General features: G+C 71.0%; 19 protein-coding genes and 1 pseudogene. 8 read left to right on the top strand and 12 right to left on the bottom strand.

Features of this window, described 5'->3' with window-relative positions:
* Positions 1-27: 27 nt before the first annotated feature.
* The gene (locus BFF78_RS25130; protein ID WP_069780466.1) at positions 28-1,203 is read left to right on the top strand and encodes a tyrosine-type recombinase/integrase; all 1,176 of its coding nucleotides are present in this window, start codon (positions 28-30) and stop codon (positions 1,201-1,203) included.
* 199 nt (positions 1,204-1,402) lie between these two features.
* On the opposite strand, the gene BFF78_RS25125 is transcribed toward BFF78_RS25130, so the two are convergent.
* Complete coding sequence (locus BFF78_RS25125; protein WP_099054926.1) at positions 1,403-2,560, bottom strand: acyl-CoA dehydrogenase family protein; 1,158 nt, start codon at positions 2,558-2,560, stop codon at positions 1,403-1,405.
* A 176-nt stretch (positions 2,561-2,736) separates the two neighbouring features.
* Here BFF78_RS25125 and BFF78_RS25120 point away from each other — a divergent pair, with 176 nt between their 5' ends.
* Positions 2,737-4,080, top strand: a complete 1,344-nt coding sequence (locus BFF78_RS25120; protein WP_069783798.1) for a UDP-glucose dehydrogenase family protein — start codon at positions 2,737-2,739, stop codon at positions 4,078-4,080.
* Between the two features lie 107 nt (positions 4,081-4,187).
* Here BFF78_RS25120 and BFF78_RS25115 read toward each other — a convergent pair whose 3' ends face one another.
* A complete protein-coding gene (locus BFF78_RS25115) occupies positions 4,188-4,697 on the bottom strand; it encodes a CGNR zinc finger domain-containing protein (protein ID WP_069780465.1) in 510 nt (169 codons plus the stop codon).
* 95 nt (positions 4,698-4,792) lie between these two features.
* On the opposite strand from BFF78_RS25115, the gene BFF78_RS25110 reads away from it, so the two are divergent.
* Entirely contained in the window at positions 4,793-5,167 is a 375-nt protein-coding gene (locus BFF78_RS25110) for a VOC family protein (RefSeq protein WP_069780464.1), read from the top strand.
* 44 nt (positions 5,168-5,211) lie between these two features.
* Positions 5,212-5,604: a VOC family protein gene (locus BFF78_RS25105; RefSeq protein ID WP_069780463.1), complete on the top strand. Its 393-nt coding sequence runs from the start codon at positions 5,212-5,214 to the stop codon at positions 5,602-5,604.
* Positions 5,605-5,614: 10 nt separating this feature from the next.
* Here BFF78_RS25105 and BFF78_RS25100 read toward each other — a convergent pair whose 3' ends face one another.
* Both BFF78_RS25100 and BFF78_RS25095 read right to left on the bottom strand, forming a co-directional pair.
* The gene (locus tag BFF78_RS25100) at positions 5,615-6,709 is read right to left on the bottom strand and encodes a dipeptidase (RefSeq protein WP_069780462.1); all 1,095 of its coding nucleotides are present in this window, start codon (positions 6,707-6,709) and stop codon (positions 5,615-5,617) included.
* 106 nt (positions 6,710-6,815) lie between these two features.
* Positions 6,816-7,175, bottom strand: a complete 360-nt coding sequence (locus BFF78_RS25095) for a MerR family transcriptional regulator (RefSeq protein ID WP_069780461.1) — start codon at positions 7,173-7,175, stop codon at positions 6,816-6,818.
* A 60-nt stretch (positions 7,176-7,235) separates the two neighbouring features.
* Here BFF78_RS25095 and BFF78_RS25090 point away from each other — a divergent pair.
* Positions 7,236-8,374 (top strand): annotated as a pseudogene (locus BFF78_RS25090) (alkene reductase).
* Here BFF78_RS25090 and BFF78_RS25085 read toward each other — a convergent pair.
* From BFF78_RS25085 to BFF78_RS25075, 3 genes are read right to left on the bottom strand one after another with little or no spacing between them, the layout of a single operon-like run.
* Entirely contained in the window at positions 8,314-9,501 is a 1,188-nt protein-coding gene (locus BFF78_RS25085) for a dipeptidase (protein WP_069780460.1), read from the bottom strand. The pseudogene BFF78_RS25090 and the gene BFF78_RS25085 overlap by 61 nt on opposite strands.
* Positions 9,502-9,506: 5 nt before the next feature.
* Positions 9,507-10,028: a 5-(carboxyamino)imidazole ribonucleotide mutase gene (purE, locus tag BFF78_RS25080; RefSeq protein WP_079161466.1), complete on the bottom strand. Its 522-nt coding sequence runs from the start codon at positions 10,026-10,028 to the stop codon at positions 9,507-9,509.
* Complete coding sequence (locus BFF78_RS25075; RefSeq protein WP_069780458.1) at positions 10,025-11,164, bottom strand: 5-(carboxyamino)imidazole ribonucleotide synthase; 1,140 nt, start codon at positions 11,162-11,164, stop codon at positions 10,025-10,027. The genes purE and BFF78_RS25075 overlap by 4 nt, the downstream gene beginning before the upstream one ends.
* Positions 11,165-11,346: 182 nt before the next feature.
* On the opposite strand from BFF78_RS25075, the gene BFF78_RS25070 reads away from it, so the two are divergent.
* Entirely contained in the window at positions 11,347-11,853 is a 507-nt protein-coding gene (locus BFF78_RS25070) for a GtrA family protein (protein ID WP_069780457.1), read from the top strand.
* Positions 11,854-11,859: 6 nt separating this feature from the next.
* Here BFF78_RS25070 and BFF78_RS25065 read toward each other — a convergent pair whose 3' ends face one another.
* Positions 11,860-13,131, bottom strand: coding sequence for an ATP-binding protein (locus tag BFF78_RS25065; protein WP_069780456.1), 1,272 nt, complete (start codon positions 13,129-13,131; stop codon positions 11,860-11,862).
* Positions 13,132-13,184: 53 nt separating this feature from the next.
* Complete coding sequence (locus tag BFF78_RS25060; protein WP_069780455.1) at positions 13,185-13,862, bottom strand: response regulator transcription factor; 678 nt, start codon at positions 13,860-13,862, stop codon at positions 13,185-13,187.
* A gap of 244 nt (positions 13,863-14,106) precedes the next feature.
* On the opposite strand from BFF78_RS25060, the gene BFF78_RS49385 reads away from it, so the two are divergent.
* The gene (locus tag BFF78_RS49385; RefSeq protein WP_257786878.1) at positions 14,107-14,241 is read left to right on the top strand and encodes a hypothetical protein; all 135 of its coding nucleotides are present in this window, start codon (positions 14,107-14,109) and stop codon (positions 14,239-14,241) included.
* A 121-nt stretch (positions 14,242-14,362) separates the two neighbouring features.
* Positions 14,363-15,868 (top strand): peptide MFS transporter, encoded by a 1,506-nt coding sequence (locus tag BFF78_RS25055; protein WP_069780454.1) that lies wholly within the window; start codon positions 14,363-14,365, stop codon positions 15,866-15,868.
* Positions 15,869-15,940: 72 nt separating this feature from the next.
* On the opposite strand, the gene BFF78_RS25050 is transcribed toward BFF78_RS25055, so the two are convergent.
* From BFF78_RS25050 to BFF78_RS50195, 3 genes are read right to left on the bottom strand one after another with little or no spacing between them, the layout of a single operon-like run.
* Entirely contained in the window at positions 15,941-17,218 is a 1,278-nt protein-coding gene (locus BFF78_RS25050) for a hypothetical protein (RefSeq protein ID WP_069780453.1), read from the bottom strand.
* Positions 17,215-18,300 carry a hypothetical protein gene (locus tag BFF78_RS25045; protein ID WP_418346685.1) on the bottom strand — a complete coding sequence of 362 codons (1,086 nt, stop codon included), beginning with the start codon at positions 18,298-18,300 and terminating at the stop codon, positions 17,215-17,217. The genes BFF78_RS25050 and BFF78_RS25045 overlap by 4 nt, the downstream gene beginning before the upstream one ends.
* A complete protein-coding gene (locus tag BFF78_RS50195; RefSeq protein ID WP_069780451.1) occupies positions 18,297-20,072 on the bottom strand; it encodes a hypothetical protein in 1,776 nt (591 codons plus the stop codon). Before BFF78_RS50195 ends, BFF78_RS25045 begins: the two co-directional genes overlap by 4 nt.
* Positions 20,073-20,208: the final 136 nt, after the last annotated feature.

Below are 20,208 nucleotides of genomic sequence, written 5' to 3'. Positions count from 1 at the left end.
CGGCAGCAGCAGGAGGGGGCCGCTTCAGTGGCAAGGGCATGGGTCGCGCGGTCAAAGGACGACCCGAAGAAGTGGACGACGTTCTGGTACGACCCGGACGGCAAGCAGCGACAGAAGACGTTCGAGACCAAGAAGCGGGCTGACGACCAGCGCAAGCGCAAGGAACAGGAACTCGACGCCGGGACCTACCTGGACGACCGCTTGGGCAAGCAGCCCGTGACGGCCGTGTGGGAGCAGTGGACCAATCAAAGGAAGCTGGAGAACAGCACCAAGAAGCAGTACCGGTCCATCCTCAACACGACCATTGAGCCGTTCTTCAAGGCCCGTTCCATCGTGTCCCTGAAGGTCTCAGACGTTGAGCAGTGGCTCTTGTGGATGGAGCAGGACCGGAAGCTCTCCGCCCGCACACGCCGTCAGCGATTCTCGTTCTTCTCCGGGATGATGGACTGGGCTGTCGTTAACGAGATCATCGGCCGGAACCCGTGCAAGAAGGTCAAGGGCGCCGGAAGCCGCGCCAAGGAGATCCGGGAGCAGAAGAGCACCGCAAGGCGGCTCACGACGCGGGAAGTCCTGGCGATGCTGGATGCCGCTCCTCCGCGATACCGCGCGATGCTGTGGCTCATGGCCGGGTGCGGCCTGCGGCTGGGTGAGGCCATGGCGGTGTCCCGCGATCAGATCGACTTCAAGGCCGAGACGCTTCGGGTCGACTTTCAGATTGCGGAGGACGGAGACACCGAGTCCGGGAAGAACAGCGCCATCCAGCGTCGGCACATCAAGGCTCGTGACGAAGGCGAGCCAGGGCGCACTGTCCCCCTCCCTCCGAACGTCGCCTTCGAGCTTCGGCGGCACATCAAGAACCACGGCGTATGGGGGCCGGAGCGGCTTCTCTTCCCCAACGTGACGCGGACCGGCTACCTCTACGCGTCGTACTTCTACCCGAGGATCTGGATGGAGGCTCTGGGCAAGGGACAGGTGAAGTACTGCAAGGCCCACTCACTCCGGCACTACTACGGATCGCGGCTGCTGTACGCCGGAGTCCCCGAGAACGATGTGGCCGACTGGATGGGCCACAGCAGCACGGACGTGCTGAGGGAGCACTACCACTACATCTTCGAAGGGGCCGAGCAGCGCGGTCGGGCCGCCATCGCAACGATGTTGACGCCCGGCGCCGACGACCCGACGGAGGCATCAGAGGTCGCCTGATGCGCGTACGACAACAGCCCCCGGCGCGACGCCGGGGGCTGTGTTGTTTGTGCAGGTCAGTGGCTGTTTTCAGCCCGGCATCTGCCCAGGATTCCCCCAGCATGACGCCCAGGAACGGCCCTGATCGGACCGCAACGGGCAGAAACCCGAGGGTGTCCCTCCGGACCTTCGAAACAGCTTCTGACCTGCAAAAACCCTGCTAGGGCAGGTTCCTCGCCATCACGATCCGCTGAACTTGGTTCGTGCCCTCATAAATCTGCGTGATCTTGGCGTCGCGCATCATGCGCTCCACAGGGTAGTCACGGGTGTAGCCGTAGCCGCCGAGGAGCTGGACGGCGTCCGTGGTGACCTCCATGGCCACGTCCGAGGCGAAGCACTTGGCGGCGGCGCCCAGGTAGGTGAGGTCGGCGTCGCCGCGCTCGGAGGCGGCGGCGGCCTGGTAGGTGAGGGCGCGGGCCGCCGAGATCTTCATGGACATGTCGGCGAGCATGAACTGGATGCCCTGGAAGTCGGCGATCGGCTTGCCGAACTGCTTGCGCTCCTGGACGTAGCCCTTGGCGTAGTCGAAGGCGCCCTGCGCGACACCGAGCGCCTGCGCGGCGATGGTGATGCGGGTGTGGTCCAGGGTCTTCATGGCCGTCATGAAGCCGGAGCCCTCCTCGCCGATCATGCGGTCGGCGGGGATGCGGACGTTGTCGAAGTAGACCTCGCGCGTCGGGGAGCCCTTGATGCCGAGCTTCTTCTCCGGGGCGCCGAAGGAGACACCCTCGTCCGACTTCTCGACGACGAAGGCCGAGATGCCCTTGGAGCGCTTGGCGGGGTCCGTGACCGCCATGACCGTGTAGTACTCGCTCACGCCCGCGTTGGTGATCCAGCGCTTCACGCCGTTGAGGATCCAGTGGTCGCCGTCGCGGACCGCCTTGGTCTTCATGCCGGCCGCGTCCGAGCCCGCCTCCGGCTCGGAGAGGCAGTACGAGAACATCGCCTCGCCCTTGGCGAGCGGGGTCAGGTACTTCTTCTTCAGCTCCTCGCCGCCGGAGAGGATCACCGGGAGCGAGCCGAGCTTGTTCACCGCGGGGATGAGGGAGGAGGAGACGCAGGCGCGGGCCACCTCCTCGATCACGATCACCGTGGCGAGCGCGTCGGCGCCGGCGCCGCCGTACTCCTCGGGGACGTGCACCGCGTGCAGGTCATTGGCGACGAGGGCGTCGAGGGCCTCCTGCGGGAAGCGGGCCTCCTCGTCCACCGCCGCGGCGTACGGCGCGATCTTCGCCTCGACCAGGGAGCGGACGGCGTCACGGAGCATGTCGTGCTCCTCGGACGGGCGGTACAGGTCGAAGTCAGCCGTTCCGGCCACGGTCTCTCACGCTCCAAGCAGTGATACTGACGCTAATTACCGTTAAGTAACTCAAATTTTAGAGGCCTGCCTCAAAGACGCCTACGTGAGCTACACGACAGCGGGGAAATTGCCCGGTGGAGGGCCCGACTATGCTCAGGGGCCGCAGCACCGACGTACCCGATCTGGAGCAGTCCATGAGCCTGAAGATCACCGTGATCGGCACCGGCTATCTCGGTGCCACACACGCCGCGGCCATGGCCGAGCTGGGCTTCGAGGTGCTGGGGCTCGACGTCGTACCCGAGAAGATCGCCATGCTGGAGCGCGGCGAGACCCCGATGTACGAGCCGGGGCTCGAGGAGCTGCTGAGGAAGCATGTGGCGGGCTTCGAGGGGTCCACCGGGCGGCTGCGGTTCACCACCGACTGGGCCGAGGTCGGCGCCTTCGGTGATGTGCACTTCGTGTGCGTGAACACCCCGCAGCGGCACGGGGAGTACGCGGCCGACATGTCGTACGTCGACTCCGCGATCTCCTCCCTCGCCCCGCATCTGCACGGCCCGGCCCTCGTCGTCGGCAAGTCGACCGTGCCGGTCGGGTCCGCCGACCGCCTCGCCGTCTACCTGGCCGAACACGCCCCGGCCGGCGGCGACGCCGAGCTGGCCTGGAACCCGGAGTTCCTGCGCGAGGGCTTCGCCGTGCAGGACACCCTGCACCCGGACCGGATCGTGGCGGGCGTGCGCAGCGAGCGCGCCGAGAAGCTGCTGCGGGAGGTGTACGCGACCCCGATAGGCGAGGGCACGCCGTTCGTGGTGACCGACTTCCCGACCGCGGAACTGGTGAAGACGGCCGCGAACTCCTTCCTCGCCACGAAGATCTCCTTCATCAACGCGATGGCGGAGGTGTGCGAGGCCGGCGGCGGTGACGTGGCGAAGCTGGCGGAGGCCATCGGGCACGACGACCGGATCGGGGCGAAGTTCCTGCGCGCCGGGATCGGCTTCGGCGGCGGCTGTCTGCCCAAGGACATCCGGGCGTTCATGGCGCGGGCCGGCGAGCTGGGCGCGGACCAGGCGCTGACCTTCCTGCGCGAGATCGACTCCATCAACATGCGCCGGCGCGGCCAGATGGTCGAGATGACCCGGGAGGCGCTCGGTGGCGGCTCCTTCCTGGGCAAGCGGGTCGCGGTGCTCGGCGCCACCTTCAAGCCGGATTCGGACGACGTGCGTGACTCGCCCGCGCTGAACGTGGCCGGCCAGATCCACCTCCAGGGCGGGCAGGTGACGGTGTACGACCCGAAGGGCATGGACAACGCCCGGCGTGTGTTCCCGACCCTCGGGTACGCCGACTCCGCGTCGCAGGCCGTGCGGGGCGCCGATGTCGTCCTGCACCTCACCGAGTGGCGGGAGTTCCGCGAGCTGGATCCGGCGGCACTCGGCGAGGTCGCGGCGGCCCGGGTCATCCTGGACGGGCGCAACGCGCTCGACCCGGAGCTGTGGCGCCGGGCGGGCTGGACGTACCGGGCGATGGGGCGCCCGACGGCGTAACGACGCAAACGGCGACGCCGGTTCGGCCGAGGCTCAGTCGGCCGAACCGGCGTCTTTGCGCATTCTGCACCACCGGACACATACATGGCCGGTGAACTTCCTGTGTCTTACCCCTCCTTGGCCCGGTACCGGCGCATCTTCGCGCGCGCCCCGCACACCTGCATCGAGCACCAGCGGCCCCGCCCGGCGGGGCTGCGGTCGTAGTAGGCCCAGTGGCAGTCGTCGGCCTCGCAGGCCTTCAGCCGCATCCACGTGCCGTTCGCCAGGCCCTCGGCGACGGCCGCGGCGACGCGGGAGAGCAGCGAGGCGTCCGGGGCGGGGGCGAGGGCCGCGGAGCCGTCCCGCTCGTCGACGGCGACGTAGAGCGGCGCACGGGACAGCAGCTCGCCGAGCGGGGTCACCTCGCGGTGCGGCGGGTGCCCGGCGTGCGCGAGCAGCGTGGCCCGCAGCGACTCCCGCAGCTCCCGCGCGTCCTCCACCGCGTCCTCGGCGATCCCGAAGCACCGGCGGACCTCCGCCGCGTCCAGCGTGTCGGCGCCGGTCTCGATGTCCAAGAGCGTGTTGACCAGGGATTCGACCAGCGCCAGGGATCCGGGAGCGGCCGATCTCTCATTCATGCTTGCAACGTTACCGCCAATGCGGGAGCATGCAGTAACCGTTACCGGTTGCCCGCTTCTACGGGTAACGCTGTCTGTGACACAAGGAGGTAGTCATGGCTCTCGCCAAGCTCGGTGTCGTGGTGCTGGACTGTCCCGACCCGCGCGCGCTCGCCGGTTTCTACGCCGAGGTGCTGGGCGGCACGGTGGAGGTGCAGGGGGACCCCGAGGACGACGGCTGGGTCGACCTGAAGGTGCCCGGTGGGCCGGCGCTTGCCTTCCAGCGGGCGCCCGGGTTCGTGCCGCCGAAGTGGCCCGCGCCGGACGCCTCGCAGCAGTTCCACCTGGACCTGGTGGTGGAGGACCTGGACGCGGCGGAGAAGGGGGTGCTGGAGCTGGGCGCCAAGCCGCTGGACGCGGAGGACCGCGAGCGGACCTTCCGTGTGTACGCCGACCCGGCCGGGCACCCGTTCTGTCTGTGCGCCTGCTGAGAAAGCGTCTGCGCGTCTGCTGAGCCGCCCCGAAGGAGGACCTGATGGCGTCCGTCGCCCGTTTCCGTTCCGTCGTGCTCGACTGTCCCGATCCGCACCGGCTGGCCGCCTTCTACGCGGCGGTGGCCGGCGGCACCCCGGACCCCGAGGACGACGACTGGGTCGTACTGCAGGTGCCGGACGGGCCGCGGCTGGCCTTTCAGCGGGCCGGGGGGTACACCCCGCCGGAGTGGCCGCGCGCGGACCGCAACGGCCAGCAGTTCCACCTCGACTTCGACGCGGGGCGGACCTGGGCGGAGGTCGACGCGGCGCACGAGCGGGTGCTGGCGCTGGGTGCCCGGCCGCTGGACCTGGAGGACCGGGAGGAGAAGGACTTCCAGGTGTACGCCGATCCGGCCGGGCATCCGTTCTGCCTGTGCCGGATCGAGCACCCGTGACCCGTGGGACCTAGGGGGTGTCCAGCTCCGCGCTCTTCGCGTACGGCGCCTCCCTACGGTGCTGGGCGGCGCGGGCCGTGAAGTCCGCGCTGCGCAGCACCCGTTGGACGTTGCCCCAGGTCAGCAGGGCCAGCTCGGTCTCGGACCAGCCACGCCGGAGCAGTTCGGCGATCAGATGGGGGTAGCGGGAGGCGTCGGCGAGGTCGCGGGGGTGGGCGGCACCGGAGTCGTAGGTGCCGGACAGGCCGACGCACTCCGGGCCGGCCACGTCACGGACATGGTCGAGGTGGCAGGCGACGTCATGCACCGTCGGCCCGGTCTGCTCGGCGGTCAGCGGCACCATGCACAGGCCCTTCGCCGCCCCCAGCGCGGCGAGCGTTGCGTCGGGCAGGTTGGCCGGGTGCGGGCGCAGCGCCCGGGCGGCGGAGCGGGTGCACAGCACCGGGGTCTTGGACAGCGCCAGCACGCGCTCGGCGGTGGCCGCGGAGGCGCCGGAGACATCGGCGAGCACGCCGAGCCGGTTCATCTCGCGGACCACCTCCTCACCGAAGCGCGTGAGCCCCTCCGCGCCCGCCCACGCCGTGCCCGCGAGGGTGAGCACGCGCAGGCCGAGGGCGTGCAGGATACGAAGGAGGCCGAGGGAGCCGTCGAGCGCGGTGGCGTGCGCGGGGCCCGGCAGCACGGCGACCCGGCCGCAGTTGCGGGCGTCGATGATCTGACCCGCGGTGCGCACCAGGCGCAGCCCTTCGGGGTGGGCCTCGATCACCGAGCGCATCTGGTCCAGCTGTTCCAGGGTCGCGGCCGTGGCACGGCCGTCGCCGGGGCCCTCGGGCAGGTGCAGCGACCAGAACAGCACGCCCACGTGGCCCTCGCGCATCCGCGGCACATCGGTGTCGACGGCCGCCTCGCCCAGCTCCAGGTCGTACCAGGGCAGATGGCGCAGGGCCCACGGCAGCCCGCTGTAGCCGTCGGCGACCGGGTGGGCGGCGAGCAGGGCGTGGGCCCGCTCCAGGGACGCGTGCTCCTCGCCGAAGGGGTCGTCCGGCAGGCCGTCCTCCTCGCCGACCTCGCTCGAGGTGGGCAAGTCGTCCTGGAGGTCGGCCATGGCGGGCTCCGTACGTCGTCGTGAGCTACGTCGTGGGGCGTATCGCCACGGTCGCACGCGGGGAAGCAGGGCTTCCTGGTGAGTGGGCGTTCGGGCGTACGGCCGGTCAGGCGTCCCGGGCCGTGCGGATGACCTCGTCCAGGGTGTCCCGGGAGCGTCTGAGGTCGGCGATCATGCGGTCGATCCGGTCGCGCTCGGCGGTCAGGTCCCGCAGCAGGCGCGGGGTGGCGCTGGCGGAGGGTCCGCCGTCCTGGTCGCGCATGCACGGCAGCAGCTGCCGGATCTTCTCGCTGTGCAGCCCGGCCGCGAACAGCTCCTGGATCCGGATGACGCGGTCGACGGCCGTCTGGGGGTAGTCGCGGTGGCCGCCGGGGGTGCGCTCGGCGGTGAGCAGCCCCTGGGTCTCGTAGTAGCGCAGCGACCGCTCGCTCACGCCGGTGCGCCGGGCCAGTTCACCGATCCTCATCTGCCGTCTCCCCCAAGCGGGCTTGAATCTGACATCAGTGTCAAGTTCTACCGTGCCGGCATGACGCAGACAACGGACTTCCTGGCCCCGGCCCGGCTCGGCCGGCTCGAACTCCCGAACCACCTGGTGATGGCCCCGCTGACCCGCAACCGGGCCGAGGCCGACGGCACCCCGACCGACCTGATGGTCACGCACTACGCCCAGCGCGCCTCCGCCGGACTGATCATCGCCGAGGGCTCGGCGCCGAGCGCGGTCGGGCAGACGTACCCGAACATCACCGCGATCCACACCGACCGGCATGTGGCGGGCTGGCGCCGGGTGACCGAGGCGGTACGGGCGGCCGGTGGGCGGATGTTCCTCCAGCTCCAGCACGGCGGCCGGGTCGGCCACCCGGCGACCAGCGGTCTCACCCCCGTGGCGCCCTCCCCCGTCCCCTGCCGGAGACGATCTTCACTCCGCGGGGCCACCAGCGGGCCGCCGTCCCGCGCGAGATGACCGCGGACGACATCCGCGCCACGATCGCCGGCTTCGCCGCCGCCGCACGCCGGGCCGTGGACGCGGGCTTCGAGGGCGTCGAGGTGCACTCGGCCAACGGCATGCTGCTGCACCAGTTCCTCGCGGACAACACCAACCGCCGCGACGACGCCTACGGCGGCCCCGCCCGGCGCCGGGTGCGGTTCGCGGCGGAGGTGACCGAGGCGGTGGCCGACGCGATCGGCGCGGAGCGGGTGGGCATCCGCATCTCCCCCGCCTCCGCCGTCAACGGCGTCCGGGAGGACGACACCGACGGCCTCTACGCCGCGCTGCTGGACCGTCTGAAGGGGCTGGACCTCGCCTATCTGCACCTGGTGCGCTCCGACCCGGCCACCGACCGGTTCCGGCGCATCCGTGCCGACTGGCCTGGCGTCCTGATCGGCAACCCGGACCTGACCGGCCTGACCACCGAGGCCGTCACGCGGGCCGCGCGGGAGATGCTGGCGGCCGGTGCCGACCTGGTGGCGCTCGGCCGGCCGTTCCTCGCCAACCCGGACCTGGTCCGGCGGGTACGCCTCGGCGCACCGCTCAACCCGGTCAGGGACCGGTACTTCATGTACGTGGGCGGGGCCGACGGCTACAACGACTACCCCGCCCTCGACGGTCAGGCGGCGCCGCTGTCCAGCGACTCGATCGTGGCGATGGACGGTGCCCGGGTCGCCTGAAGGTCGCGGGCCACGTCCTCGGCCGCGCCCAGGACCCGTACCGCGTTCTGCCAGGTCAGCTTGGCCAGGTCGGTCCTGGACCAGCCGCGGCTCAGCAGCTCGGCGAGCAGATTGGGGTAGCCGGAGACGTCGTTCAGGCCGTCCGGGGTGAACGCGGTGCCGTCGTAGTCGCCGCCGATGCCCAGGTGGTCGATGCCGGCCACCTCGCGCATGTGGTCCAGGTGGTCGGCGACCGTGGACACCGTGGCGACCGGGCGCGGGGTGCGCTCCTCGAACTCGCGGTGCAGCTTCATCGCCTCGGGGCTGGTGTCGAGGTGGTGGAAGCCGTGCGCGCGCAGGTTCTCGTCGGCCGCGGCCGTCCAGTCGACGGCGGCCTGGAGCACGAACTTGGGCACGAACGTCACCATCGCCATGCCGCCGTTGGCGGGCAGCCGCTCCAGGACGTCGTCGGGGATGTTGCGCGGGTGGTCACAGACGGCGCGGGAGGACGAGTGGGAGAAGACCACCGGGGCGCTCGTCGCGTCCAGCGCGTCCCGCATCGTCGTCGCCGCCACGTGCGAGAGGTCGACCAGCATGCCGAGCCGGTTCATCTCGCGGACGACCTCGCGGCCGAACGCGGTCAGGCCGCCGGCCTTCGGCTCGTCGGTCGCGGAGTCCGCCCAGTCCACGTTGGAGTTGTGGGTGAGCGTCATGTAGCGCACGCCGAGGGCGTACAGGCCGCGCAGGGCGCCGAGGGAGTTGGCGATGGAGTGGCCGCCCTCGGCGCCCATCAGGGAGGCGATACGGCCGTCCCGGCGGGCCGCCTCCATGTCGGCGGCGGTCAGCGCGGGCGCCAGCTCGGCCGGGTAGCGGGCCAGCAGCCGACGGACGCAGTCGATCTGCTCCAGCGTCGCCGCCACCGGCTGGGCCTGCTCGCTGGGCACGTACACCGACCAGTACTGCGCGCCGACCCCGCCCTGGCGCAGCCGCGGGAGGTCGGTGTGCAGGTCCGCGTCCTGGTGGACGGCGATGTCGAGCGTGCCGAGGTCGTAGCCGGCCTTCTGGCGCAGCGCCCACGGCAGGTCGTTGTGGCCGTCGACGACCGGGAACTCGCGCAGCAGCGCGCGGGCTTCCTCGAGGAAGGTCATCGGCGTCACTTCCCGAAGCCGAAGTGGCCCTGGCCCTCGACCTTGGAACGCAGGCGCTTGCCCTTCTCGGTGGCCTGGTCGTTGAGGTCCTGCTGGAAGTCGCGCATCTTGTGCAGCAGGTCCTCGTCGTGCGCGGCGAGGATGCGGGCCGCGAGGAGACCGGCGTTGCGGGCACCGGCGACGGAGACGGTGGCGACGGGCACCCCGGCCGGCATCTGCACGATGGACAGCAGCGAGTCCATGCCGTCGAGGTACTTCAGCGGCACCGGTACGCCGATGACCGGCAGCGGGGTGACGGAGGCGAGCATGCCGGGCAGGTGGGCGGCGCCGCCCGCACCGGCGATGATCACCTTCAGCCCGCGGTCGGCGGCCTGCTCGCCGTACGTGATCATCTCGCGGGGCATGCGGTGCGCGGAGACGACGTCGACCTCGTACGCGATCTCGAACTCGTCCAGGGCCTTGGCGGCGGCCTCCATGACGGGCCAGTCGGAGTCCGACCCCATGACGATGCCAACAACAGGGCTCATTCGGTGATGGTGCCTCTCAGATAGCCGGCTGCGTGACGGGCGCGCTCCAGCACGTCGTCCAGGTCGTCGCCGTAGGTGTTGACGTGTCCGACCTTTCGGCCGGGCTTCACATCCTTGCCGTACATGTGGATCTTGAGCTTGGGGTCGCGGGCCATGCAGTGCAAGTACGCGGAGTACATGTCCGGGTAGTCGCCACCCAGGACGTTGACCATCACCGTCCACTTGGCGCGCGGGCGCGGGTCGCCGAGCGGCAGGTCGAGGACCGCGCGGACGTGGTTGGCGAACTGCGAGGTGATCGCGCCGTCCTGGGTCCAGTGTCCGGAGTTGTGCGGGCGCATGGCCAGCTCGTTGACGAGGACACGGCCGTCGCGGGTCTGGAACAGCTCGACCGCGAGGTGCCCGACGACGCCGAGTTCCTTGGCGATGGTCAGGGCCATCCGCTCGGCCTCGAGGGCGAGGGATTCGTCCAGGCCGGGCGCCGGGGCTATGACCGTGTCGCAGACGCCGCCCACCTGCCGGGACTCCACCACCGGGTAGGCGACGGCCTGGCCGTGCGGGGAGCGTACGACGTTGGCGGCGAGCTCGCGGACGTAGTCGACCTTCTCCTCGGCGAGGACCGGGACGCCGGCCCGGAACGGCTCGGTGGCCTCCTCGGCGGTCTCCACGACCCACACACCCTTGCCGTCGTAGCCGCCGCGGACGGTCTTGAGGACGACCGGGAAGCCGTCCCCCTCCGCCGCGAACCGGACCACGTCCTCCGGGTCGGCGACGATCCGGTGCCGCGGGCACGGGATGCCGATCAAGTCGAGCTTCGCGCGCATCACACCCTTGTCCTGGGCGTGCACCAGCGCGTCGGGCCCCGGACGCACGGGGATGCCGTCCGCCTCCAGGGCCCTGAGGTGCTCGGTGGGTACATGTTCGTGATCGAAGGTGATCACATCGCACCCCCGCGCGAACTCACGCAGCGTGTCCAGATCGCGATAGTCGCCGATCACGACATCGCTCACGACCTGCGCCGCGGAATCCTGAGGGGTGTCACTGAGGAGCTTGAACCTGATGCCCAACGGGATGCCCGCCTCGTGCGTCATACGCGCGAGCTGCCCCCCGCCGACCATGCCGACTACCGGGAACGTCACACCCCTAGCGTATCGGCCACGCCGAGGCGGCCGGATCGCGTCCCTCTCACGATCTCTTACCCGCCACTTTCCGCCCTCTTTCCGACCTGTTTCCTGGTCTTCGCCTTGTGCGCAGGCGTCGGCGCGTTCACCTGGATAGCATGGCTGGGCCGACGAAACCTACCGACGGGAGCTGCACGGCCATGGAACCTCGTTCCTCGGGGCTGCGACGGCTCGTACGCGAGGTGGCCAAGTTCGGCACCGTCGGCGTTGCGGGCATCTTCGTCAACCTCGGCGTGTTCAACCTGGTCCGCCACGTCTCCGACCTGCCGGTGGTGCGCGCCAGCATCATCGCGACGGTCGTCGCCATCGCGTTCAACTACGTCGGGTTCCGTTACTGGACGTACCGGGACCGCGACAAGGGCGGCCGTACCAAGGAGCTCACGCTCTTCCTCCTCTTCAGCGCGATCGGTCTGGTAATCGAGAACGGCGTGCTGTACGCGGCGACCTACGGGTTCGGCTGGGACAGCCCGCTGCAGAGCAACGTCTCCAAGTTCGTGGGCATCGGCATCGCCACCCTGTTCCGCTTCTGGTCGTACCGCACCTGGGTGTTCCGCGTGCAGCCGACGCAGGAGGCGGAGTCGATCCTGGTGGCCGAGTCGAAGAGGCCGCACACCGAGCCCGAGCCGAAGTCGCAGCGCGTTCCGTAAACCGGATCAGCGCACCGTCGGCCGCTCTTCCTCCGTCTTGCGGGCCGGCGGCGTACGCGAGAGGAACAGACCGAACACCGGCGGCTGGGCCTGGAGCAACTCCAGGCGGCCGCCGTCGGCCTCCGCGAGATCACGGGCGACGGCGAGGCCGATCCCCGTGGAGTTGCGGCCGCTGATCGTCCGCTCGAAAATGCGCGCGCCGAGGTCGGCCGGGACACCCGGACCTTCGTCGGTGACCTCCACCACGGCCTGGTTGCCGGTGACCCGGGTGCGCAGCGCGACCGTGCCGCCCCCGTGCATCAGGGAGTTCTCGATCAGCGCCGCCAGCACCTGGGCGACCGCGCCCGGCGTGCCGACGGCGTGCAGATGCCGCTTGCCGGAGCTGACGATGGCGCGGCCGGCGCTGCGGTAGGCGGGCCGCCACTCGGCGAGCTGCTGCTGGATGACCTCGTCCAGGTCGAAGGTGACGGCGGAGCCGGTGCGCGGGTCCCGGGAGTTCGTCAGCAGCCGCTCGACCACGTCCGTGAGCCGCTCGACCTGGGCGAGCGCGACGTTCGCCTCTTCCTTCACGATGTCCGGGTCGTCGGTGAGGGTGATCTCCTCGAGGCGCATCGACAGCGCGGTCAGCGGGGTGCGCAGCTGGTGGGAGGCATCGGCGGCCAGGCGCCGCTCGGCCGTGAGCATGCGCCCGATCCGCTCGGCCGAGGAGTCCAGCACATCGGCGACCCGGTCCAGCTCGGGGACGCCGTACCGCTTGTGCCGCGGGCGCGGGTCTCCGGAGCCGAGCCGTTCGGCGGTCTCGGCGAGGTCGGTCAGCGGGGAGGCGAGCCGGTTGGCCTGCCGTACGGCGAGCAGCACGGCCGCGACCACCGCGAGCAGCGCCACCAGGCCGATGATCAGCAGGGTCCGGCCGACCTCGCGGGTCACCGCGGAGCGCGGCTCCTGCACGGTGACGGTCTCGCCCTCCTCGCCCTGCTGCGTGCTGCGGATCACATCACCCTGGGGCTTGGTGCCGATCTCGATCGGCGTGTGACCGGGCATGCGGATGACCGCGTACTGCTCCTTGCTGACCGGATTGCGCAGCACGTCCGCGTTGACGTTCTCCGCGGCGAGGACCCTGCTGTCCACGATGCTGGCCAGCCGGATCGCCTCGGAATCCACCCGCTCCTGGGCGCTGTTGCTGATCGTCCGCGTCTCGACGATCACCAGGGAGATACCGAAGACGGCGATCACCACGAGGACGACGGCGAGGGTGGACTGGATGAGACGTCGGCGCATGTTCCGTTACCTGAGGTGATCGCTGACCCTGGGCAGGGGCCCCGGGGAGGGGCTCAGCTCTTCTCGAAGCGGAAGCCCACTCCACGCACCGTGGCGATGAAGCGAGGGTTCGCCGCGTCGTCCCCGAGCTTCTTGCGCAGCCAGGAGATGTGCATGTCGAGGGTCTTCGTGGACGACCACCACGTGGTGTCCCAGACCTCACGCATCAGCTGGTCGCGCGTGACGACCCGGCCGGCGTCCCGGACGAGAACCCGCAGCAGGTCGAACTCCTTGGCGGTGAGCTGGAGTTCCTCGTCGCCCATCCACGCCCGGTGCGACTCGACGTCGATCCGCACCCCGTGCGTGGCCGGCGGCTGCTGGGGCTCGGCGGCACCGCGCCGGAGCAGCGCCCGTACCCGGGCGAGCAGTTCGGCGAGCCGGAAGGGCTTGGTGACGTAGTCGTCGGCGCCCGCGTCCAGGCCGACGACGGTGTCCACCTCGTCGGCCCGCGCGGTCAGGATGAGGATCGGCACGGTGTGGCCGTCGGCCCGCAGCCTTCGGGCGACCTCCAGGCCGTCCATGCCCGGCAGGCCCAGGTCCAGTACGACCAGATCGACGCCGCCCTGCATCCCGGCGTCCAGCGCGGTGGGTCCGTCCTCGCGCACCTCGACCTCGTAACCTTCCCGGCGCAGGGCGCGGGCCAGCGGCTCCGAGATGGACGCGTCGTCCTCGGCGAGCAGTACACGGGTCATAGAGGTGATGGTAGACCGCTCGCGCATTGTGCTGGGGTGTGATCGCTTGCAGGAACTCTTACCTTGGTACGCCGCTGGTACGAACCATTGCTCTGGGGATGCGATCGTAGGAAGGACCTTCGAATGGGCTCCTGCGGTTCCCCCGACACCTGTGATCCGCGTCTCAAGTCCTTCCATATCCGGCAGTGTCCTGCCTTACAGTGACCTGAACGCCTGTAGTACACCGGGGACCTTTGGCGAGTACTTGACGCTGAAGGTCTCTTTCGTGTGCGGGCTGATCAAGATCAGCCTTGAAAGGAATGACCTCTGGCCGGGCTCCGGACGCATCGTCGCGTCGGGGGCGTGGATCCTGGTGGTCGCCGTCCGCCGCTTTCCGTGACCCGGAAACGGAAACTCCCCTCGGGCGTTGGGGGTGGACGACCGACCCTGCCGGTGCCGGCCGCACCCCCACCGGGCGCGCAGCGCTCCACAAAGCGCGTCCCGACCAGCAAGGAACGACCATGGCGTCCAGCCTGACGAAGGACTCGGTCCGCCCGGGCACCCCCGGTGCCGAGAAGACCTTCTTCGGCCACCCCCGCGGCCTGGCCACTCTCTTCATGACCGAGATGTGGGAGCGATTCTCCTACTACGGCATGAGGGCTCTGCTCCCGCTGTACCTGGTGGCCCCGGGCGGCCTGCACATGAGCGCGGGCACGGCCACCGCGATCTACTCGGTGTACGTGTCGCTCGTGTACCTGCTCGCCCTGCCCGGCGGCTGGGTCGCGGACCGCTTCCTCGGCCCCCGCAAGACGGTCGCCGTCGCGGGCATCATCATCATGCTCGGCCACCTGTGCCTCGCGCTGCCCGTGGCCGCCAGCTTCTTCGTCGGCCTGGGTCTCGTCGCCATCGGTTCGGGTCTGCTGAAGGCCAACATCTCCACGATGGTCGGCCACCTCTACAAGGGCCCGGACGACCCGCGCCGGGACGGTGGCTTCACCCTCTTCTACATCGGCATCAACCTCGGTGCCTTCGCCGCCCCGCTGGTCATCGGCACCGTCGGTGAGAACGTCAACTGGCACCTGGGCTTCGCGCTCGCCGCGCTCGGCATGGCGCTGGGCCTGGCCCAGTACCTGCTCGGCGGCCGCCACCTGAACCCGAAGAGCAGCGAGGTCCCGACCCCGCTGACCCCCGCGGAGAAGTCCGCCACCCTGCGCAAGGGCCTGACCTGGCTCGCCATCGCCGCGGTCTTCTACGGCGTCGTCGGCGGCACCGGTCACTTCACCCTGAACTGGGCGCTGATCCCGCTCACCCTCGTCGGTCTGATCGTGCCGATCCTGGTCATCGCCCGTATCCGCCGGGACAAGGACCTGGACGCGGGCGAGAAGTCGAAGGTGTCGGCGTACGTCTGGTTCTTCGTCGCCGCCGCCGTCTTCTGGATGATCTACGACCAGGGTGGTTCGACCCTGTCGCTCTTCGCGGACGGCTCGGCCAAGAACTCGATCGCCGGCTGGACGTTCCCGGTCTCCTGGTACCAGTCGGTCAACCCGGTCATGATCATGGCCCTGGCGCCCGTCTTCGCCTGGCTGTGGCTGTGGCTGAACCGGCGCGGCAAGGAGCCGAGCACGATCGTGAAGTTCGCCTCCGGCCTGGTGCTGATCGGCGCGTCCTTCTTCCTCTTCCTCGCCCCGCTGTCGATCGCCGAGGGCGGTCACAAGGCCGCGGCGATGTGGCTGGTCGCGATCTACTTCGTGCAGACCGTCGGTGAGCTGACGCTGTCGCCGGTGGGTCTGTCGGTGACGACGAAGATGGCGCCGAAGAAGTACGCCTCGCAGATGATGGGCGTGTGGTTCCTCGCGGTCACCGCGGGCGACTCGATCACCGCGCTGGTGTCCAACCCGGCCATCGGCGGCGTCAACCTCGACAAGATGGGCTTCGTCGCCCTGGAGGCCGTCCTCGCCGTGCTCGCCGGTGGAGCGGTGTGGATGTACCGCAGGAAGGTCAACAAGCTGATGGGCGACGTGCACTAGTCGTTCGGACCCGGCCGAGAGAGGGCCGCCGCATCCCGGTGGGTGCGGCGGCCCTCTTTCATGTCAGAAGGGTCAGCGGGCCCTTCGTTTCGGCATGAACGTGAACACCGCGCCGCCCAGCAGGATCGCCGTGCCCGCCACCAGGCCGAGGGCCTTCAGGGCGCCGTGGTCGCTCGCGCCGGTCTGGGCCAGGCCGCCGGAGCCGGAGGTGCCACTGCCGCCGGTGCCGCCGGTCGAGCCGCCGGAGGTGGACGTGCCGCCCGAGGTGCCGCCCGGCTGCCGGCTGGTGTCCAGGGTGAGCGAGACCTCGGTCCTGGTCGGTGTGCACGTCGTGGTCGTACCGAGCGCCTTGACCGTCAGGACACCCGGGGACAGCGTCGAGGTGCCGCTCGCGCCGGGCTTGTAGGTGCCGGTGAGGTCCGGGATGTCGATCGGGTCGCCGGACTTGATGGGGTTGGCGTTGGTCGGCCCCTCCACATGCACCGTGCCCTTGTCGGCGCCGCCCAGCAGCACCTCCATGGACGGCTTCACGGAGTTCTTCGGGATGTCGGCGGGGCTGTTCATCACCGACTTCTTGAACTGCACGGTGAGGTCGAAGTTCCCGCTGTTCTTCCTGGCGTTGATCTGCACCGGCGAGGTCGCGTTCTTGTCGCCGATCGGGGTCTTGCAGGCGTAGGGGATCTGCACCTCCTTGCCGGTGAAGTCGGTCTGGCCGCTGCCGCCGGTCGCCGTGGGGGTGGCCGTACTCGTCGGGGTGGCCGACCGGGTGGGTGTCGTGGACTGGGTCGGGGTCGCGCTGGACGTTCCGCCGCCACCACCCGTCACCTGGATGGTCGCCGCCTTCTGCACGGTCTCCTTCGGTGTGCACTTGGTGTCCGTCGACATCGCGTTGACGGTGTAGGCGTCCGGGGTCAGCGTCACCTCGCCGGCCGAGGTCAGCTTGATGCTGCCCTTCATGTCGGACAGCACCATGGCGCCGCCCTTGGGGATCGCCGGGTTCTGCCGCGGCCCCTGCATCGCGATGTCGGCGACCTGCGCGCCGGCCGCCTTGAGCACGCCGGACGGCTGGACCGAGTTCGCCGGCAGGTCGATGATGTCGGGGTTCTTGGACGCGGCCTGGACGAACTTCCACACCACGTCCACCGTGTCGCCGACCTTCGCGGTGGCCGGGGCGGTGATCTCGACTTTTGTGGTGCCGTCGACGGGGCTGATGCCCGCGGGCGGCACACAGTGGGTGGCGAACGACACCTCGGCCGCCTGCGCGGGCGCCGCGGCCAGGCCCAGCAGGACACCCGCACCGCTCAGCGCCAGCGCGGCACCGGCTGCCGTACCTCTCCTTCGGATGCTCACGTTCGTCCCTTCCTGGTGGGAGTCGTAGGACTCGTCGGGCTGTCGGTGTGCGGTGCGGAGAGCCGGCCGGCCGGGTCGCCCGGGACGGAGTCCGGGGCGAACCACGGCAGGGCCGGGTTCGTGGGGGCCGGTTCGGTGGTACGGCCGCGCGGGTTTGGCAGCCGGGGCAGGCGCAGGGCGCGGGTGAGGCGGGGGCTACCCGGGCGGCGCGGCCGTACCCGGTCCACCACGGCCATGCCGATACGGAACAGTGCGGCCGGGACCACCACACAGAGCAGGATCCAGAACAGCGTCACGCCCCAGGGGCGGCCCACGCCCCACGGCTGGGCGGCGAGGATCTTGCCGTCGTACTTCAGGGAGACGGTGTAGTCGCCGTGCGCCCCGGCGGACAGCTCGACCGGCAGCCTGACCTCGGCCTTCTTGCCGGGCGCCAGGGTGCCCTGCCACTGCCGGTCGTCCCACTGCGGGGCGAAGACGCCGTGCGCGGAGCCGACTTGGAAGACGGGGTCCTTGATCGTGCTGGTGCCGGTGTTGCCGACGGTGAAGACAAGGGTGCGGCTCGGCGGCGCCCCGAACCAGGTGAGCACTCCGCTCGACCCGGTCAGCCGCGTGTCGGAGAGAATCGCCAGCCGCCCCATGGACTGCCCGGCGGGCAGCGGGGCCACGGGATGCCCGGCGACCTGGAGGACGGCATCCGCCTCCGCCCTGGCGCCGGTGACGGTGGCCACGTGCACCACGCAGGGGCAGGGTACGGGCGGTTCGGCGACCGGGAGTCTCCGGCTGAAGGCGCCCTGCGCGTCGGTGGTCACGGCCCGGCCGTCGCCGTTGGCACAGGAGTTGGTGCCGCCGATGACACCCCGGGCCGGTGTGGCCCGCCCACACACCAGCAGCATCAGCAGGGTGCGGGACCGCCAGCCGGTCCCACTGACGGTGACCGAACCCCCGGTACCGGCCTGGGTCTCCGAGAGCTTCACGACGGGCCCGTCCGCGCCGGACGCCGCCCCGCTGAACGGCACCATGAACAGCACGAGCACCGCCGCCGCCATGGCCGACAGCCGCAGAATCCTCCTCTTCCCGCTCACTTCACCACGCCGCCTTCCGTCAACTCGCCGCCCGCGCGGGGGGCTTGGCGACCGTCAGCGCCGAGTGGGCCCCCGGAGACCTGCACGTCGACTGCCGGGCGGTTGGCCTTCCGGGTGCCGGCCGGCGGACTGCCACTCGTCGGGCTGCCGCTCATCGGGCTGCCGCTCGTCGGGCTGCCGGCCTTCGAGACACCGGCCGGCGGGCTGCCTCTCGTCAGACCGCTCGCCTTCGGAGCGCCGACCGTCGGGGGCCCGGTCGGCGGGCTGTTGGGCGGCCGGCTGTGGGGCGGGGAATCGTCGGGGGTCGAGCCGCGCGACGCCGGGCCGCCGGGGGCCGGGCCGCCGGACGCCGAGCCACCACGGTTCGTCATCAAGGCGCCGCTCGCCGGGCCGCAGGCCTTCCGGGCGGCGGCCGCCAGGGTGCAGGTCGCCGGACCACCGGCCTCCCGGGCGCCGACCGCCAGGGTGCCGGACAGCGGATCGACGGGAACCGAGCCGCGCGCCGCCGAGCCGCCGAGAGCCGAGCCACCGGACGCCGAGCCACTGAGCATCGAGCCGCTGGGCGTCGGGCCGTTGGAGGCTGAACCGCTGGGAGCTGGGGCGGTGGACGGCGAGCGGTGACGGCGTCGGCGGGCGATGAGCAGCGCGCCCGTGCCCGCGAGGGCGGCGCCGCCGGTCCCTGCCACCGCGCCCCACGGCACGAACCGCGCCGACGTGGTCGCCGTGTCGTGGGCTCCGCCCGGAGCCGTGACGGTCAGCCGTACGTCGACCGCGTCCAGTGCGGGCCGGTCGGACCAGGGCTCGGCCAGTTTCAGGCGGGCGCCGGGGCGCAGGTGGACGGGGAGGGTGCGCGGTGCGCGGTCCAGGACCCGGCCGAAGACACCGTCCGCGCGCACCGCGAGCCTCGGTACAAGGACGGTCGTACCCCGATTGACCAGCTCGTACGTGATGCGCTCTGCGTGCACGGCGAGGTGCTCGACGGTCAGCGCGGCGAGCGCCGGGCCGCCGACGCGCAGCCGGATCGGGACGGTCACCGTGCGCCCCCGCGTGTCACGTGCGACGAGGGCGCCGGAGCGGTCGCCGGGCGCGGCCCCGTCCGGCACGGTCACCGTGAAGGGCACCTCGGCACGGGTGCGGGCCGGGACGCGTATCCCCTGCTGGGCCTTCCCGGCGAAGGCGGTCCGCAGGCCGGCGCCGGACAGCCGTACGACGACCGGCGCACGCCCGGGGTTGGTGACGGACACCGTGTCCTGCAGGACCGTCCCGGGCGTGCCCTCGGCGTAGAAGGACGGGCGACCACCACCCGCGGGCGCGACGGACCACCCTGCGGGGGCGGCGGAGGCAGCGGAGGCGCTTGCCGCGGCGCCCAGCACGGCGCACAGACACAGGGCGCCGGGCAGGACGGCGCGGGCTGGGAGCGGGGCGCGCGCCGCGGGCGAGGCGACGCGAGCCGGGAGGAGCAGAACACCGCAGACCGCGCGCAGAGGGCGGGCCACGGTCCGGACGGCACGGGCCGAGAGCAAGGCGCGCCCCACAGGCACGGCGACGCGAGCCGGAAGGAGCAGAACACCGCAAGCCGCGCGCAGAATGCGGGCCACAATCCGGACGGCACGGACCGGGAGCGGGGTACGCCCCGCGAACCCGGCGACGAGTAGCGCGCTGGTCCGGGGCGGGCGCCCGTCGCTGGTCAGGGCACGGAACCGCGGCAGGCGTCGGCGGCGCGGCACAGCACGGCTCAGCGCGAGGGTCAGGGCGCGGGCGGCGGACGGCATCGGCGGCTCCAGCGGTTGGCCTGCTCGGCGGTGGCTCGGGCCTCAGCAGTGGCTCGGGCTTCGGCGGCGGTCCGGGGTTCACCAGTTGCCCGGACTTCAGTAGTTGCCCTGGCCTCGGCGACGGTCCCGGGCTCCA

The organism is Streptomyces fodineus (assembly GCF_001735805.1).
GTDB classification, from domain to species: domain Bacteria; phylum Actinomycetota; class Actinomycetes; order Streptomycetales; family Streptomycetaceae; genus Streptomyces; species Streptomyces fodineus.
Note: the sequence above shows the minus strand (reverse complement) of the source record. Positions and strands in the feature narration are given on the sequence as shown.